Annotated in this window: 2 protein-coding genes; both read right to left on the bottom strand. The window is 73.4% G+C overall.

Annotated elements, in window-relative coordinates:
- On the bottom strand, positions 1–12,630 hold a 12,630-nt coding region (locus tag JS521_RS36825; protein ID WP_239487818.1), incomplete at its 3' end, for a type I polyketide synthase.
- Positions 12,631–12,634: 4 nt separating this feature from the next.
- Positions 12,635–16,438 carry a type I polyketide synthase gene (locus tag JS521_RS25405; RefSeq protein WP_307847950.1) on the bottom strand — a complete coding sequence of 1,268 codons (3,804 nt, stop codon included), beginning with the start codon at positions 16,436–16,438 and terminating at the stop codon, positions 12,635–12,637.
- Positions 16,439–16,510: the final 72 nt, after the last annotated feature.

The raw sequence follows: 16,510 nt of genomic DNA, 5'->3' as shown, positions 1-16,510 counted from the left end.
CCATGGGGCCGTGAAGGGGGCCGGGGCGGCGCGGCGTAGCCGGCGTGCGAACACTCCGGCGGGGCGTACGGCCAGCTGGTCCTCGTCCTCGGCGGCGCCCGCCAGGAGCGCGCCGAGCCGGGCGTCCGATCGGGTGTCCGCGGTCTCGGGCAGGTCGATCAGTCCGCCCCAGCGGTCGGGGTGCTCCAGCGCGGCCACCCGGCCCAGGCCCCACAGCATGGCCCGGTCGCCGTTCACCGCTGTGTCGAAGCGGCCCACGCTGACCGCGCTGCGGGTGAGGCACCACAGGGGTGCGCCGATCCCGGCGTCGCCGAGCGCCTGCAGCAGGGTGACGGTGTCGGCGGTCCCGGCGGCGAGGATCTCGTCGGCGGGGTACGGCCGCTGGGCGAACGCCAGCAGGGAGACGACTCCCGTGAACTCGCCCGTCTCGGTCAGCTGCCTGAGTGTGGCTTCCAGTTCGTCCCGTCCGGTGTCGGCGGGGAGGTGGATCTCGGTGATGTCGGCGCGGGCCAGTGCGGTGCGTGCGGTCTGTGTCTCTTCCTCCGCGCCGGTCTGCGGGAGGACGAGCATCCATCGTCCCGTCGGCGCGGTGGACGGCAGGCCGACCAGGGGGCGCCAGGTCACCTCGTAGCGCCAGGAGTCCACGGTGGACTCCTGGTGGCGTGCACGCCGCCAGGTGGCGAGGGCGGGCAGCACCTGGTCCAGGCCCGGTGCGTCGATCCCCAGGGTCCTGGCGACAGCGGCGGTGTCGCCGCGTTCGATGTCGTTCCAGAACGCCTGCTCGGCCTGGCCGGTTCCTCCGGGACCGGCGGCGGGTCCGGCGGCGGAGCGCTCGACGGGGTCGGGCCAGTAGCGGTCGCGATCGAAGGCGTAGGTGGGCAGATCGACCGAGCGGCCCCCGAGGAGGAGGCCTTCCCAGTCGACCCCGACACCGCGTACGTGGGCCTCCGCGAGCGCGGTGAGCCAGCGTTCGCGTCCTCCCTCGCCGCGCCGCAGGGTGCACAGGACGGCGCCGGGGAGGTCCGCGTCCTCCAGGGTCTCCCTCAGGCCGACGGTGAGCACAGGGTGGGGGCTGACCTCGATCAGCAGCCGGTGCCCGTCGTCCAGCAGGGCGCGGGTGGCGTCCTCGAAGCGGACGGTGGCGCGCAGGTTGTCGTACCAGTACTCGGCGCCCAGGGTGGTGGTGTCGATCCGTCCGCCGGTGAGCGCCGAGTAGAACGGCACGGCGGAGGGCACCGGGTCCACGTCCCCGAGGTCGGCCAGGAGGCGTGTCCTCAGCCGCTCCACGTGCACCGAGTGCGACGCGTAGTCCACCGGCAGGCGGCGTGCCCGGATCCCGGACGCCGCGCAGTGGGCGACCAGTTCCTCCACCCCTGCCACGTTCCCCGAGACGACCGTCGAACCGGGACCGTTGACCGCCGCGACCGAGAGCCCTTCCCAGCGGCCGGCCAGTTCCTGCGCCGCGTCGCGGGAAACAGCCAGCGACACCATTCCTCCGAACCCGGCCAGCTCGTCGGCGATGGCACGTGCCCGCAGCGCCACGACCCGCGCCCCGTCCTCCAGCGACAGCGCCCCCGCCACCACCGCAGCCGCGATCTCTCCCTGCGAATGGCCCACCACCGCGGACGGGAGAACGCCCGCCGAAGCCCACAGCCCGGCCAGCGACACCATCACCGCCCACAACACCGGTTGCACGACCTCGACCCGCTCCAGGTCAGCGCCCTCGCCCCGCACCACCTCCAGCAGCGAGAAGTCGGTGAACGGCTCCAGCGCCCGGTGGCACTGGTCCATCCGGGCGGCGAACACCGGCTCCGCGGCCAGCAGTTCGGCCGCCATCCTGACCCACTGGGAACCCTGTCCCGGGAACACGAACACCGTGCTGCCGCGCACCACATCGCCCCGCAGCACACCGGCGGTCTCCTCCGCGGCCGCCAGCGCCCGCAGCTGAGCCGCGTGATCAGGTCCCAGCAGCACCGCACGCCGGTCCAGCACCGCGCGCCCGGTGGCCAGCGACCAGCCCACATCCACGGGATCGGCGCCGTCGAGGGACAGCAGACGCTCCGCCTGCCCCCGCAGTGCGTCCTCGGTCCGCCCCGACAGCAGCCACGGCACCACTTCGCCGACGCCGGACGGTTCCTCCGCGGCGACGGCGGGCGCGACGGCAGCCTGTGGCGCGGCCTCCAGAATCACGTGTGCGTTGGTGCCGCTCATCCCGAACGAGGACACACCCGCCCGGCGCGGCCGGTCCGTCTCCGGCCACCGCCGCTCACCGGTCAGCAGCTCCACAGCCCCCGCCGACCAGTCCACCTGCGAGGACGGTTCCCGCACGTGGAGGGTGGCGGGCAGCACTCCGTGCCGCAGCGCCTCCACCATCTTGATGACGCCCGCGACACCCGCAGCCGCCTGGGTATGCCCGATGTTCGACTTCAACGACCCCAGGTACAGGGGCTCTTCGCGGTCCTGCCCATAGGCGGCCAGCAGCGCCTGCGCCTCGATGGGGTCGCCGAGCTTCGTGCCCGTACCGTGGGCCTCCACGGCGTCCACCTCGGCGGCGGTCAGCCGCGCGTCGGCCAGCGCCGCCCGGATCACCCGTTCCTGTGACGGGCCGTTCGGCGCGGTCAGACCGTTGGACGCGCCGTCCTGGTTGACGGCCGACCCCCGGACGACCGCCAGCACACGGTGCCCGTTGCGCTCCGCGTCCGAGAGCCGCTCCATCAGGAGCAGGCCGGCGCCCTCTCCCCAGCCGGTGCCGTCGGCGTCGTCGGAGAAGGCCTTGCAGCGGCCGTCGGAGGAGAGTGCGCCCTGGGTGCTGAACTCGATGAAGGTGCCGGGCAACGGCATCGTGGTGACGCCGCCGGCCAGGGCCATCGAGCACTCCCCCGCCCGTAGGGACCGGGCGGCGAGGTGCAGCGCCACCAGGGACGAGGAGCAGGCGGTGTCCACGCTGAGGGCGGGCCCGCGCAGACCGAACGTGTAGGAAACCCGGCCGGAGAGGACGCTGGCGGAATTGCCGGTGCCCAGGTGTCCCTCGGTGGCGGCCTCGGAGCCGAGCAGCAGCGCCAGGTAGTCCTGGCCGTTGGTGCCCGCGAACACTCCGGTTTCGCTGCGGCGCACCGAGGTGGGGTCGATGCCCGCGCGTTCGAACGCCTCCCAGGCGGTCTCCAGCAGCAGCCGCTGTTGCGGGTCCATGGCGAGTGCCTCGCGTGGGGAGATGCCGAACAGGCCCGCGTCGAAGGCGGCGATGTCGTCGAGGAAGCCGCCCGAGCGGGTGCGCGAGGGGCCGTCCTGGCCGAGCAGGGAGTCGAGGTCCCAGCCGCGGTCGGCGGGGAAGTCGCCCATCGCGTCGACGCCGTCCCGCACCAGGCGCCACAGCGCCTCGGGTGAGTCGACCCCGCCGGGGAAGCGGCAGGACATGCCGATGATGGCGATCGGCTCGTGCTCGGTGGAGTCCGTCCGGCGACGGCCCCCGGCCGAGGGGGCGTCGGGGGCGGCCGCTTCCTCGGACAGCAGGGTGAGCAGGTGTTCGGCCAGGGCGCTGGGGGTCGGGAAGTCGAAGACGAGGCCGGCGTGCAGGGTCAGCCCGGTCCGGGATGCCAGGAGGTTGCGCAGTTCCAGGGCTGTGAGGGAGTCGAAGCCCATGTCGTGGAAGGCGCGTTCGCGGTCCACGTCCGCCGGTGAACCGTGGCCGAGGACGCCTGCGACGGTCTCCAGGACGAGGTGCTCCACGTCGCGGGCCTGCTCGGCGGTGTCCGAGCCCTGCGCGGCGAGTGCGACGGGATCGCCGGCCTGGGCTCCGCGGACGACCGGGACGGCCTCGGGGAGTTCGGCGAACAGCTTGCTCGGTCGTACCGCGGTGAAGCCCGGAACGAAGCGTTCCCAGTCGATGTCGGCGACGACCAGCGTGCCGTCCCGCTCGGTCAGGGCGGTGGTCAGTGCCTCCAGTGCCCGGCTCTCCTCCATGGCGGGCAGTCCGCCGCGCGCCAGCCGGGCGGCGGCGGCCGGGTCGGCGGCCATGCCGGCTCCGGCCCAGGCGCCCCAGGCGATGGCGGTGCCGGGCATGCCCCGGGCGCGGCGGCGTTCCACCAGGGCGTCGAGGTGTGCGTTGGCGGCCGCGTAGGGGCCCTGCCCGGCGCTGCCGATGACGCCCGCGACCGAGGAGAAGACGACGAAGTCGGTGAGCTCGCCGGTGAGTTCGTCCAGTATGTCGGCGGAGCGGGCCTTGGCGTCGAGCACTGCGGCGAGCCGCTGCGGTGTCAGCGCGTCGAGCACGCCGTCGTCGACGATGCCCGCGGCGTGGACGACCGCGGTCACGGGGTGGCGCTCCAGCAGCTCGGCAACTGCGTCGCGGTCGTTCAGGTCGCAGGAGACGACGAGGGCGTCGCAGCCACGCTCCAAGAGGTCCGCGACCAGTTCGGACGCACCGGGTGCGGCGGGGCCGCGCCGGCTCGCCACGACGAGGCGGGTGGCGCCGCGTTCGGCCAGCAGCCGGGCGACCTTGCCGCCCAGTGCGCCGGTGCCGCCGGTGACCAGGACCGGGCCGTCGGCGTGCCACTGGGCAGGCTGCGTCTGTGCGGCGGCGCCGGTGGGGGCACGCCGCAGCCGGCGGGCGTGCAGGCCCGTCGGCCGGATGGCCGCCTGGTCCTCACTCGAGTCTCCGGCCAGCAGCTGGACCAGTCGGCCGGCCGCTCGCGGGTCGAGGTGGGTCGGCACGTCGACCAGACCACCCCAGCGGTCGGGGTGTTCGAGCGCGGCGACCCGGCCGAGGCCCCACAGCTGGGCCGCTGACGGGTCGCATGTGTCACCGGTTGTGACGGTGACCGCACCGGAGGTGAGGCACCACAGTGGTGCGGCGAGTCCGGCGTCGCCCTGGGCCTGGATGAGCCGCAGCAGGTCCGCGACGGTGTCCACGCGGGCGAGCACCCCGGCGACGGGACGGTCACGCTCGGCGGCGGCCGATGCCAGAGCGGCCAGCGTGTCCGCGCACTCCGTGCGGTCCGCGCCGAGTTCTGTCATCTCGACGATGTGGGCTCCTGCGCCGCGTAGGCCGTCCACGACCCCGCCGGGCATCTCGCCGCCGGTGGCCAGGAGCCAGGTTCCGGTCAGCCGTGCCTGCCGGTCGGTGACCGGGCTCCAGCCGACGCGGTAGCGCCAGGCGTCGGTGGTGGCCTTGTGGCGGCCTCTCTCCCGCCAGGCGGCGAGAGCGGGCAGGACGGCGCCGAGGCCGTCGCGCTGCTCGTCGTCCAGGCACAGTGCACCGGCGACGGCATCGGCGTCGGTCGATTCCACGGCCGCCCAGAAGTCCCGTTCGGCCGGGTTCTCCGCGGCGGCGGGGCGGGGAGCGGACACAGGCGTGGGCCAGTACCGCCGGCGTGCGAAGGGATAGGTGGGCAGGGCGATGCGGGCGCCGTTGAAGGGGGCGAGGTAGCCGGCCCAGTCCACGGGGATGCCCCGGGTGTGCAGGCGGGCGAGGGCGCGGACGAGGGTGTGGGCCTCGGGGCGCTCCGGGCGCAGAGCTGGGAAGGCGGCCAGGGTGGGGGCCTGCTCCTGCACGAGGGCGCAGAGCACTGCGTCGGGGCCGAGTTCCAGTGCTGTCCGTACGCCGGTGAGCGAGGCGAGTGCGTCGGCGAAGCGGACGGGTTCGCGGATCTGTCCCACCCAGTAGCCGGGGGTGGCCAGGTCACCAGGGGCGGTGGTGCGGACCGGGATCTGCGGGGCGTGATACGTCAACGACTCGGCGACCGCGGTGAACTCGGCCAGCATCGGCTCCATCAAACGGGAGTGGAACGCGTGCGAGACCGCCAGCCGCTTCACCCGCACACCGCCCGCCCGAAGCTGCTCCTCCAGTCCGGCGACGGCTTCCGCGTCACCCGAGACCGTCACCGAGGCGGGGCCGTTGACCGCCGCGAGATCCACCCCGTCCGGCAGGACGAGTGCTTCTTCGGCCAGCTCCACGGCGAGCATCGCCCCGCCGGCGGGCAGCGCGTCCATCAGCCTGCCGCGCGCCGACACCAAGGCACACGCGTCGTCCAGAGACAGCACCCCCGCACAATGCGCGGCGGCCAGCTCACCGACCGAGTGCCCCACCAGAACATCCGGGGTCACCCCCCAGGACTCCACCAGCCGGAACAGCGCCACCTCCACAGCGAACAACCCCGCCTGAGCGAACACCGTCCGCTCCAGCAGACCCGCATCCTCCCCGAACACCACCCCACGCAACGGCCGGCCCACATCCACCCGGGCACACACCGCATCAAAAGCATCCGCGAACACCGGGAACGCTTCATACAGCTCGCGGCCCATCCCAGGCCGCTGCGACCCCTGACCCGAGAACAACAGCGCGAGGGAGCCGTGGACGGTCTTGTCGGACACTGTGTCCTGGGTGTGCTCGCCGAGGGCGAGGGCTGTCAGTGCGGCTGTGTGGGGGGCGAAGACCACGGCGCGGTGGGCCAGTTCGGCGCGTGTGGTGGCCAGGGAGTGCGCCAGGTCGGCGGGGTCCGCGTCCAGGCCGGCGAGCAGGGCGGCTTGGCGGGCGAGTGCGTCCGGCGTGGCGCCGGACAGTGGGAGGGGCAGCGGGAGGTGCGGGCGGTCGCCTCGTGCGCGGACGGGGGCCTGGGCCGTTTCCGGGGCCTGTTCCAGGATGGTGTGCGCGTTGGTCCCGCTGATCCCGAAGGAGGAGACGCCGGCCCGGCGCGGACGGGCCGTCCGCGGCCAGGTGCGGTTCTCGGTGAGCAGTTCCACCCTGCCGGACGTCCAGTCGACCTCGGGGGTCGGCTCGTCCGCGTGCAGGGTGCGGGGCAGCACACCGTGGCGCAGTGCCATGACGGCCTTGATCACGCCCACGACGCCGGCGGCGGCCTGGGTGTGGCCGATGTTGGATTTCACCGATCCCAGGTAGAGGGGTTCGGTGCGGTTCTTGCCGTACGTCGCCAGCAGGGCCTGTGCCTCGATCGGATCACCGAGCCGCGTACCCGTGCCGTGGGCCTCCATCAGGTCGACGTCGGTCGCCTCCAGTCCGGCCGAGGCCAGCGCCGCGCGGATCACCCGCTGCTGCGAGGGGCCGTTCGGCGCTGTCAGGCCGTTCGAGGCGCCGTCGGAGTTGATGGCGCTGCCGCGGACCACGGCCAGCACCTCGTGCCCGAGCCGGCGGGCGTCGGAGAGCCGCTCCACCAGCAGTACGCCGACGCCCTCGCCCCATCCGGCACCGTCCGCGGAGGCGGAGAACGCCTTGCAGCGGCCGTCGGCGGCCTGGCCGCGCTGTTTGCTGAACTCGGCGAAGACGGACGGCATGGAGAGCACGTTGACCCCGCCGACCAGGGCGAGGTCGCTCTCCTGGTACCGCAGCGACTGGCAGGCCAGGTGGAGCGCGACCAGGGACGAGGAGCATGCCGTGTCCACTGTCACGGCCGGGCCCTCCAGCCCGAAGGCGTAGGCGACCCGTCCGGACAGCACGCTGGGGGAACCGCCCGTGACCAGGTAGCCGTCGCCGGCCTCGGGGTCGGCCGCCAGCACGCTCAGGTAGTCCTGACCGCCGGTGCCGGCGTACACGGCCGTGCGTGAACCGGCCAGTGACCGGGGGTGGATGCCCGCGTACTCCAGTACCTCCCAGGAGGCTTCGAGGAGCAGTCGCTGCTGGGGGTCCATGGCGAGCGCCTCGCGCGGCGAGATGCCGAACAGTTCGGCGTCGAAGGCGGTCGCGTCGGGAAGGAAGCCGCCGGTGTGCGGGTAGTCGCCGCCGAGCGCGTCGAGGTCCCAGCCTCGATCGGTGGGGAAGTCGCCCATCGCGTCGGTGCCGGACTCGACCAGCTTCCACAGGTCTTCCGGGGAGCGGACGCCTCCGGGGAAGCGGCAGGCCATGCCGACGATGACGATCGGGTCGTCCGCGACGGGGGCGCTGTCAGGTGCGGGCACCGCGGGAGCGGCGGCCTCAGGGCTGCCGTCGGCGGTCGCGCCGGTGATCTCGGTGGCCAGGAAGCGGGAGAGGGCCAGCGGGCTGGGATGGTCGAAGACGGCGGTCGCGGAGATGCGCAGGCCGGTGGTGAAAGTGAGACGGTTGCGCAGTTCGACGGCGCCCGCCGAGGTGAGGCCGAGTTCGCCCAGTGCCCGGCCCGGCTCCACCTCGGAGCCCGACTCGTAGCCGAGCACGAGCGCCACCTGGTCACGGACCAGTTCGAGCAGGAACCGGTTGCGCTCGGCCTCCGAGGCTCCCGCCAGCCGCTGGGCCGGCGGCAGGCTCTCCTGGTCGGCGGCGGGGTCCTGGGCGGGGCTCTGCTGAGATGTCCGGCGGAGCTTGGTCACGTCGGGGAGTTCGTCGAGCAGGCGGCTGGGGTGGGTGGCGGTGAAGAACCAGGAGAAGACCTCCCAGCGGATGTCGGCGAGGGCGAGCGCGGTCTCATCGCGTTCCAGCGCCGTACGCAGTCCCGCCAGGGCGAGTTCGGGCTCCATGCGGAAGATGCCGTGGCGCTCCAGGACGTCACCGAAGTCGCCCTCGGCCATGCCGCCGCCCGCCCATGAGCCCCAGGCCACCGAGGTCGCGGGGAGGCCCTGGGAGCGGCGGTACTGCGCGAAGGCGTCCAGGAAGGCGTTGCCGGGGGCGTAGTTGCCCTCCCCGGCCGAGCCGAAAACGCCGGCGAGCGACGAGAAGAGGACGAAGGCCGACAGGTCGAGGTCCGCGGTGATCCGGTGCAGGTTGAGGGCACTGGCGGCCTTGGCCTGCAGCGCGGTCTCGACGCGGTCCGGGGTGAGCGAGTCCACGATGCTCGAGTCGACGACGCCGGCGGCGTGGAAGACGGCGGTCAGCGGCCGGTCGGGGGGCAGGTCGGCGACGACGGCGGCCAGCGCGTCGTGGTCGGCCGCGTCCACCGCGGCCACGGTGACCTCGGTGCCCGACTCCCTGAGTTCGGCGGCCAGTTCTGCCGCGCCGGGGGCCTCGGGGCCGCGCCGGCTGAGGAGCAGCAGGTGTTCGGCGCCCGAGGCGGCGAGCCACCGGGCGACGTGTGTGCCGACGCCGCCGGTGCCGCCGGTGACCAGTACGGTGCCTGACGGCTGCCACACCCGTCGGAGCGGGGTCGGCTCGGCTCGGCGCAGGCGGGGCACGAAGACTCCGGTGGCGCGTATCGCCGCCTGGTCCTCGTCGGTGCCGGCGAGGACGGCGGCGAGCCGGGCGAGCGCGCGCGGCTCGGGTTCGGCGGGAAGGTCGACCAGCCCGCCCCACTGGGTGTACTCGTGGGCGGTGACCCGGCCGAGGCCCCAGGTCAGAGCCTGGTCCGGGTGCGTGACCGTGTCCCCGGGCCCGGCGGCGACGGCGCCGGAGGTGGCGCACCACAGGCGCAGCGGTTCGCCGGTGTCGTGCGCGGCGTGCAGCAGGGTGATGGTGAGGGCGAAGGCGGCCGGGGTGGCGGGATGTCCGGGGGCGTGACCGTCGGTGAGGAAGAGCAGTGACAGCACGCCGCTCGCGCCGCGCAGCCGCTCGGCGAGGGCGCCGCGCTCGTCCTGGTGGGAGACGGGCAGCAGTTCGGGGGCGGCGCCGGCCGCTGCCAGGGTCTCGGTGACGGCGGTGACCATGGGGTGTGCCCGGTGGTCGGGCGGTACGGCCACCACCCAGCGGCCGTCGAGCCGCCCGGCGGGGAGTTGGGTGGGGGTCCAGGCGGTCGCGTAGCGCCAGCTCTCGATCCGGCTGCGCTCGCGGTCTCGGCGGTGCCATGTGGAGAGGGCGGACAGCGCTTCCTCGAGCGGGGTCCGGCCGCTCACGTCGAGCATGCGCTGGAGGGCGGGCAGGTCCTCCTGCTCGACGGCGGACCAGAACCGGTCCTGGGAGTGGTCCGCGGCGGGTGGTTCGAGTTCGACGGTGTCCAGCCAGTAGCGGCGGCGCTGGAAGGCGTAGGTGGGCAGTTCGACGCGGGTGCCGCCGCGGCCGGCGTACACGGCGGCCCAGTCGACGCGGACGCCGTGCACGGCTGCCTCGGCGACGGCGGTGAGCCAGCGCCGGGCTCCGCCCTCGCCGCGGCGCAGGGTGCACAGGACGGAGGCGCGCAGTCCCAGGGCCTCGATGCTCTCACTGATCCCCTGGTTGAGCCCGGGGTGCGGGCTGACCTCCAGGAACAGGGTGCGCCCCTCGGTCAGCAAGGTGCGGGTGACCTCTTCGAACCGGACGGTGTTGCGCAGGTTGTCGTACCAGTAGTCCGCGTCGAGCCCGGCGGTGTCCTTCCGCCGGCCGGTCACCGTGGAGTAGAACGGCACGGTCGAGGAGACCGGTGTGACCGGGGCGAGGTCGTGCAGCAGCCGCTCGCGGATCTGCTCCACCTGCGCGCAGTGCGAGGCGTAGTCCACCGGGATGCGCCGTGCTCTGATCCCTTCTTCCGCGCAGTGCGCCAGCAGTTCCTCCACAGCGTCCGCGTCGCCGGAGACCACCGTGGAGCCGGGCCCGTTGACCACCGCCACCGACAGCCCCTGCCACCGCGCCGCCAGCTCCTGCGCCTCCAGGACCGGCAGGGCGAGGGACACCATCCCGCCCTGCCCCGCCAGCTCCCGGGCGACCGCACGCGCCCTGAGTGCCACCACCCGCGCCCCGTCGTCCAGGGACAGCCCGCCGGCGACCACGGCCGCCGCGATCTCTCCTTGGGAGTGCCCCACCACCGCGGCGGGCACCACGCCGACCGAGGCCCACAGCCTGGCCAGTGACACCATCACCGCCCACAGGACCGGCTGGACCACCTCCACCCGCTCCAGCTCGGCGCCCTCTGCGCGCACCACCTCCAGCAGGGAGAATTCGGTGAACGGTTCCAGTGCCCGGTGGCACTGCGCCATCGCTTCGGCGAACACGGGCTCCTGGTCCAGCAGTTCCGCGGCCATTCCCGCCCACTGCGAGCCCTGGCCGGGAAAGACGAACACCGTGCCGCCCTGCCCCGCGTCCTGGGTGCGGGCGATCACCTCCGCCGTCTCCCGGCCCTCGGCCAGCGCGGTCAAGCCGCGGCGGAACCCGGCGTGGTCCTCGGCCAGCACCACCGCGCAGTGCTCCAGCATCGCCCGGGTGGTGGCGCAGGAGAAGCCGATGTCCACGGGTGCGGGGGCGTTCTCCTCCCCGGCGTCCTGGAGGTGGCTCAGCAGTTGCCCGGCCTGTCCTCGCAGGGCCTGCTGGGTGCGCCCGGACAGGATCCAGGGGGTGGCCGGGTGGGCGGGGCGGGCCGGTGCGGTCGTCTCCGCGGATGCCTGGGCGGGTTGGGGTGCCCGGTATTCCTCCAGCACCACGTGGGCGTTGGTGCCGCTGACGCCGAAGGAGGACACCGCGGCACGGCGCGGCTGCTGCCCGCTGTCCCACTCCCGTGCCTCGGTCAGCAGCTCGACGGCCCCCGAGGACCAGTCCACGTGCGGGGTGGGCTCCTGCGCGTGCAGGGTCTGCGGCATCACCCCGTGGCGCAGCGCCTGCACCATCTTGATCACACCACCGGCACCGGCCGCGGCCTGGGAGTGCCCGATGTTCGACTTGACCGACCCCAGCCACAGCGGACGGCCCTGCGGCCGGTCCTGCCCATAGGCGTTGAGCAACGCCTGCGCCTCGATCGGATCACCCAGCGTCGTACCCGTGCCATGCGCCTCCACCACATCGATATCAGCAGCCGTCAGCCGGGCAGCCGCGAGCGCCTGGTGAATGACCCGCTGCTGCGAGGGGCCGTTCGGTGCGGTCAGGCCGCTGGAGGCGCCGTCCTGGTTGACCGCGGAGCCGCGCACCACAGCCAGAACCTCGTGCCCGTTGCGTACGGCGTCGGAGAGCCGCTCCACCAGCAGCACCCCCACCCCCTCGGACCAGCCGGTACCGTCCGCATCGGCGGAGAAGGCCTTGCAGCGGCCGTCGGACGCCAGGCCTCCGGACAGGGCGAAGTCGACGAAGGTGTTGGGAGTGACCATGACCGCGACACCGCCGGCCAGGGCCAGTGAACTCTCCCCGCTGCGCAGCGACCGCATGGCCAGGTGCAGCGCCACCAGGGACGAGGAGCAGGCGGTGTCCACGGTCAGGGCCGGGCCCTCCAGCCCCAGGGTGTAGGCGACCCGGCCGGAGACGACGCTTCCGCTGTTGCCGGTGCCCAGGTGCCCGGCGACCTCGTCCGGGACGGACATGACACGCGAGGAGTATTCGTTGTACATGACACCGGTGAAGACGCCGGTGCGGCTCCCGCGCAGGGACAGCGGGTCGATGCCGGCGCGTTCCACGGCTTCCCAGGAGGTTTCCAGCATCAGCCGCTGCTGGGGGTCCATCGCGAGCGCCTCGTGGGGCGAGATGTTGAACAGCGACGGGTCGAAGTCGGCGACGCCGTCGAGGAAGCCCCCTTCCCGGGTGAAGTCCGCGTCCGCGGCGATACCGGTGGTGAAGGGCGTCAGGTCCCAGCCGCGGTCGGCGGGGAAGTCGCCCATCGCGTCGACGCCGTCCCGCACCAGGCGCCACAGCGCCTCGGGCGAGTCGACCCCGCCGGGGAAGCGGCAGGACATGCCGATGATGGCGATCGGCTCGTGCTCGGTGGACTCCGCGGCACGGAGGCGTTGGCGCACCGAGGTGAGGTCCGCGGTGACCCTTTTGAGGTAGTCCCGCAGCTTGTCCTCGGTGGACACGGTACGTGCGCCGACTGTCTCGTCCGGCATCGCCTCAGGCTCCCAGTTCGTTGTCGATGAAGGCGAAGAGGTTGTCGTCGTCCGCCGCGTCGAGGTGTGCGGCGGCGGTGACCAGGCCCGGGTCGTCCGCGGTGTCGTGCCGGGCCAGCAGCGCGTGCAGCCGCGAGATCACGCGGCTGCGGGTCTCGTCCCCGGGGCTGGTCCCGGCGAGGGCGGCGTCGAGCCGGTCCAGGTCGGCCAGGAGCGTGGCGGGGCCGGCCTCGGCGCTCTCGATCACCAGTTGTTCCAGCAGGTGGTCGGTGAGGCGGGCGGCGTTCGGGTGGTCGAAGACCAGTGTGGTCGGCAGTCGCAGGCCGGTGGCGGCACTGAGCTGGTTGCGCATCTCGATCGCGCTGAGCGAGCTGAATCCCAGGTCGGTGAAGCCCAGTTCGGGGTGGATGGCCTCGGCGGAGGCGTGTCCGAGGACCGCGGCCGCGTGGCCACGGACCAGGTCGAGCACCACCTGCCGCCGCTCGGACGGGTCGAGGGGGGCCAGGCGGGTGCTGAGCGACGACGTGTCCTGCCTCTCCCCCTCGGCCGTCCGCCGGGCCGGCGGTGGAACGAGGGTGCGCAGCAGTGCGGGAACCGGAACGCTGTGCGCGTGGGCCCGCACGGCGGCCAGGTCCAGGCGTGCTGCCACCAGGTGGGAGCGGCCGGTGGTGAGGGCGGCGTCGAGCAGAGTGAGGCCGTCCTGGTCGGACAGAGCGGTTCCGCTGCCGGTCGCGTCCTCGCGTTCGGCGTCGGAGAGGTGGCCGGTCATGCCGGTGCCGGTGGCCCACATGCCCCAGCCGACGGAGAGGGCGTCCCGGCCCCGGGCACGGATCCTGGCGGCCAGCGCGTCCAGAGCGGCGTTGGCGGCGGCGTAGTTGGCCTGGCCGGGTGCTCCGAAGGTGCCGGTGGTGGAGGAGAAGAACACGAACAGTTCGGCCCCGGCCAGTTTGCTCAGGTGGAGTGCCGCGTCGGTCTTGGGGCGCAGCACCGCCGTGACGCGCTTGGGTGTCATCGACTCGAAGACGCCGTCGTCGAGGACGCCCGCCGCATGCACCACGGTGGCGATCCGCCGGCCGGTCAGCACCTCGGCGAGGCGGTCCTCGTCGGCGGTGTCGCAGGCCACGATCTCGGCCCGCGCGCCGAGAGCGGCGAGATCGGTGGTGAGGTCGGCGGCTCCGGGGGCGTCCGGACCGGAGCGGCTGAGCAGGAGCAGTTCGGTGATGCCGTGGGTGGCGGCGAGGTGCCGGGCCACCAGGCCGCCGAGGCCTCCGGTGCCGCCGGTGATCAGGACGGTTCCGGCGGGCAGCGTGGGCTCGCCCACCGGCCTGGCGCGGACAAGGCGTGGCACCAGTGGGGATCCGCCGCGCAGCGCGGTCTCCGGCTCGCCGGGGACGAGTGCCTCGGCGAGCCCGGTGAGGTCCCCGTCGGTGTCGACGAGTACGAACCGGCCGGGGTGTTCGGAATGTGCCGACCGGAGCAGTCCCCGGGCGGCCGCGCCGGGCAGGTCGGTGATGTCCTCACCGTCCCGGACGGCGACGGACCCGCAGGTGAGCAGCACGATGCGGGACTCGTCGAAGCGCCGGTCCCCGAGGAGGGTCTGTGCGGTGTCGAGTACCTCGGCCACCCGGTGGTGCACCGCCTCGGCGTCTTCGTCATCCGGTGTTCCCGCCCCGGAGAGGAGGACGACCTCGGGTACGTTCATGCCCGCGTCGACGTATTCGATCAGCGCGGCGGGGTCGGCGTGCCATTCGACGGCGAGGTCCTCCTCGGCCAGATGGTCGGCCGCGCCGAGGATGTCGCCGCCGACCACTGCCCAGGACGCGGGGAACGGGCCGGGGGCGGCGGAGTTCCATTCGGTGGTGAAGAGCGCGTCGCCGGGACCGTTCGCGGAGGTCAGTTGGGCGGCGGAGACCGGGCGGAACTCCAGCGACTCGACGTGGAGCACCGGGGCGCCGGTGGTGGTCACGGCTTCCAGGGTCACGGATTCGCGTTCGGCGTGCCGGCTGAGGCGGACCCGCAGTTCGGTGCCGCCTGCCGCGTACGAGGTGACGCCCTGCCAGGCGAAGGGGATCTGTACCCCGTTGGTGCCGGAGAGAAGTTCTCCGGCTCCGATGGCGTGCAGGGCGGCGTCGAACAGGGCGGGGTGCAGAGCGAATCCCGCGGCGTCGGCGCGGACTTCGTGGGGAAGGGTGACCTCGGCGAACACTTCGTCGTCCCGCCGCCAGACGGAGCGCAGGCCCCGGAAGGCGGGTCCGTATCCGTAGCCGCTGTCGGCGGTGGGTTCGTAGAACCCGGTCAGGTCGACCGGTTCTGCGTCCGTGGGTGGCCATGGGACCGGCTCCGGGACGTACCCGGCAGGGGCGGCGGCGCGCACCGTGCCTCTGGCGTTCCGGGTCCAGGCTCCGTCGTCGCCCTCGAGGCGGGAGTAGACGGTGAGGGTGCGGGTGCTCTGCGTGGGGGTGCTGTCCCCGACGACGACCTGCAGGACGGCCGCCCGCCCCTCGGGCAGGGTGAGCGGGGCCTCCAGGGCGAGGTCGTCCAGGTGGGGGCAGCCGGCCGACGTGCCGGCCCGGACGGCGAGTTCGATCAGGGCGGTGCCGGGCAGCAGGACGGTGCCCAGCAGGACGTGATCGGCGATCCACGGGTGGGTGTCGGCGGCGATCCGCCCGGTGAGCAGTACCCCGTCCGTGCCGGCCACCGGCACCGCCGCGCCGAGCATCGGGTGGTCGGCGCGGTCAAGGCCCATGGCAAAGACGTCGGCCGGCAGCGCCCGGCTCTCGGGCCAGAAGCGTTCCCGCTGGAACGGGTAGGTGGGCAGCTGGACGCCGCTGCCGGTGCGGTCCTCCAGAACGGTGCGCCAGTTGACGGGGAGGCCGTGGACGTGTGCCTCGGCCAGCGCGGTCATCCACCGCTCAGGTCCGCCCTCGCCCCGGCGCAACGTGCCCAGCACCACCCCGGAACGGCCCGCGGCCTCCATCGTCTCCTGCAGACCCACCGCCAGCACCGGATGCGCACTGACCTCCAGGAACACCGTGCGCCCCTCGGCCAGCAGCACATCCGCCGCATCCCCGAACCGCACCCTGCCCCGCAAATTCTCATACCAGTAACCCGCGTCCAGCCCCGCAGTGTCCAACCGCTCCCCCGACACCGACGAGAAGAACGGCACCCCCGAAGACACCGGCACCACCGGAGCCAGCACCTCCAGCAACCGCTCCCGCACCCGCTCCACCTGCACCGAATGCGACGCATAATCGATCGCTACCCGCCGAGCCCTGACCCCCGCACCCACACAGTGCGCCAACAGCCCCTCAACACCCGCCACATCACCCGACACCACCGTCGAACCCGGACCATTGACCGCCGCCACCGACAACCCCGGCCACCGGCCCACCAGCTCCTCCACCTCCGAAACCGGCAGAGCGAGCGACACCATCCCCCCCAGCCCCACCAACTCCTCGGCAATCACCCGCGCCCGCAACGCCACCACCCGGGCCCCGTCCTCCAACGACAACCCGCCCGCAACCACCGCCGCCGCGATCTCCCCCAGCGAATGACCCACCACCGCGGACGGCACCACACCCACCGAAGCCCACAGCCTCGCCAGCGACACCATCACCGCCCACAAAACCGGCTGCTCCACCTCAGCCCGCTCCAGCCCCACCCCCGACCGCACCACCTCCACCAACGAAAAACCGGTGAACGGCTCCAACACCCGCCCACACTCCGCCATCGCATCGGCGAACACCGGCTCCCGCTCCAGCAACTCCGCACCCATCCCCGCCCACTGCGCCCCATGACCGGGAAACACAAACACCGCAGAAACCCGCGAACGAGCAACACCCCGCACCACACCCACATGCGGAACACCCCCCGCCAACGC

This window comes from Streptomyces durocortorensis (assembly GCF_016901035.1).
GTDB classification, from domain to species: Bacteria; Actinomycetota; Actinomycetes; order Streptomycetales; family Streptomycetaceae; genus Streptomyces; species Streptomyces durocortorensis.
The sequence above is the reverse complement of the archived record's forward strand: the minus strand, read 5'-3'. Positions and strand labels throughout refer to the sequence as shown.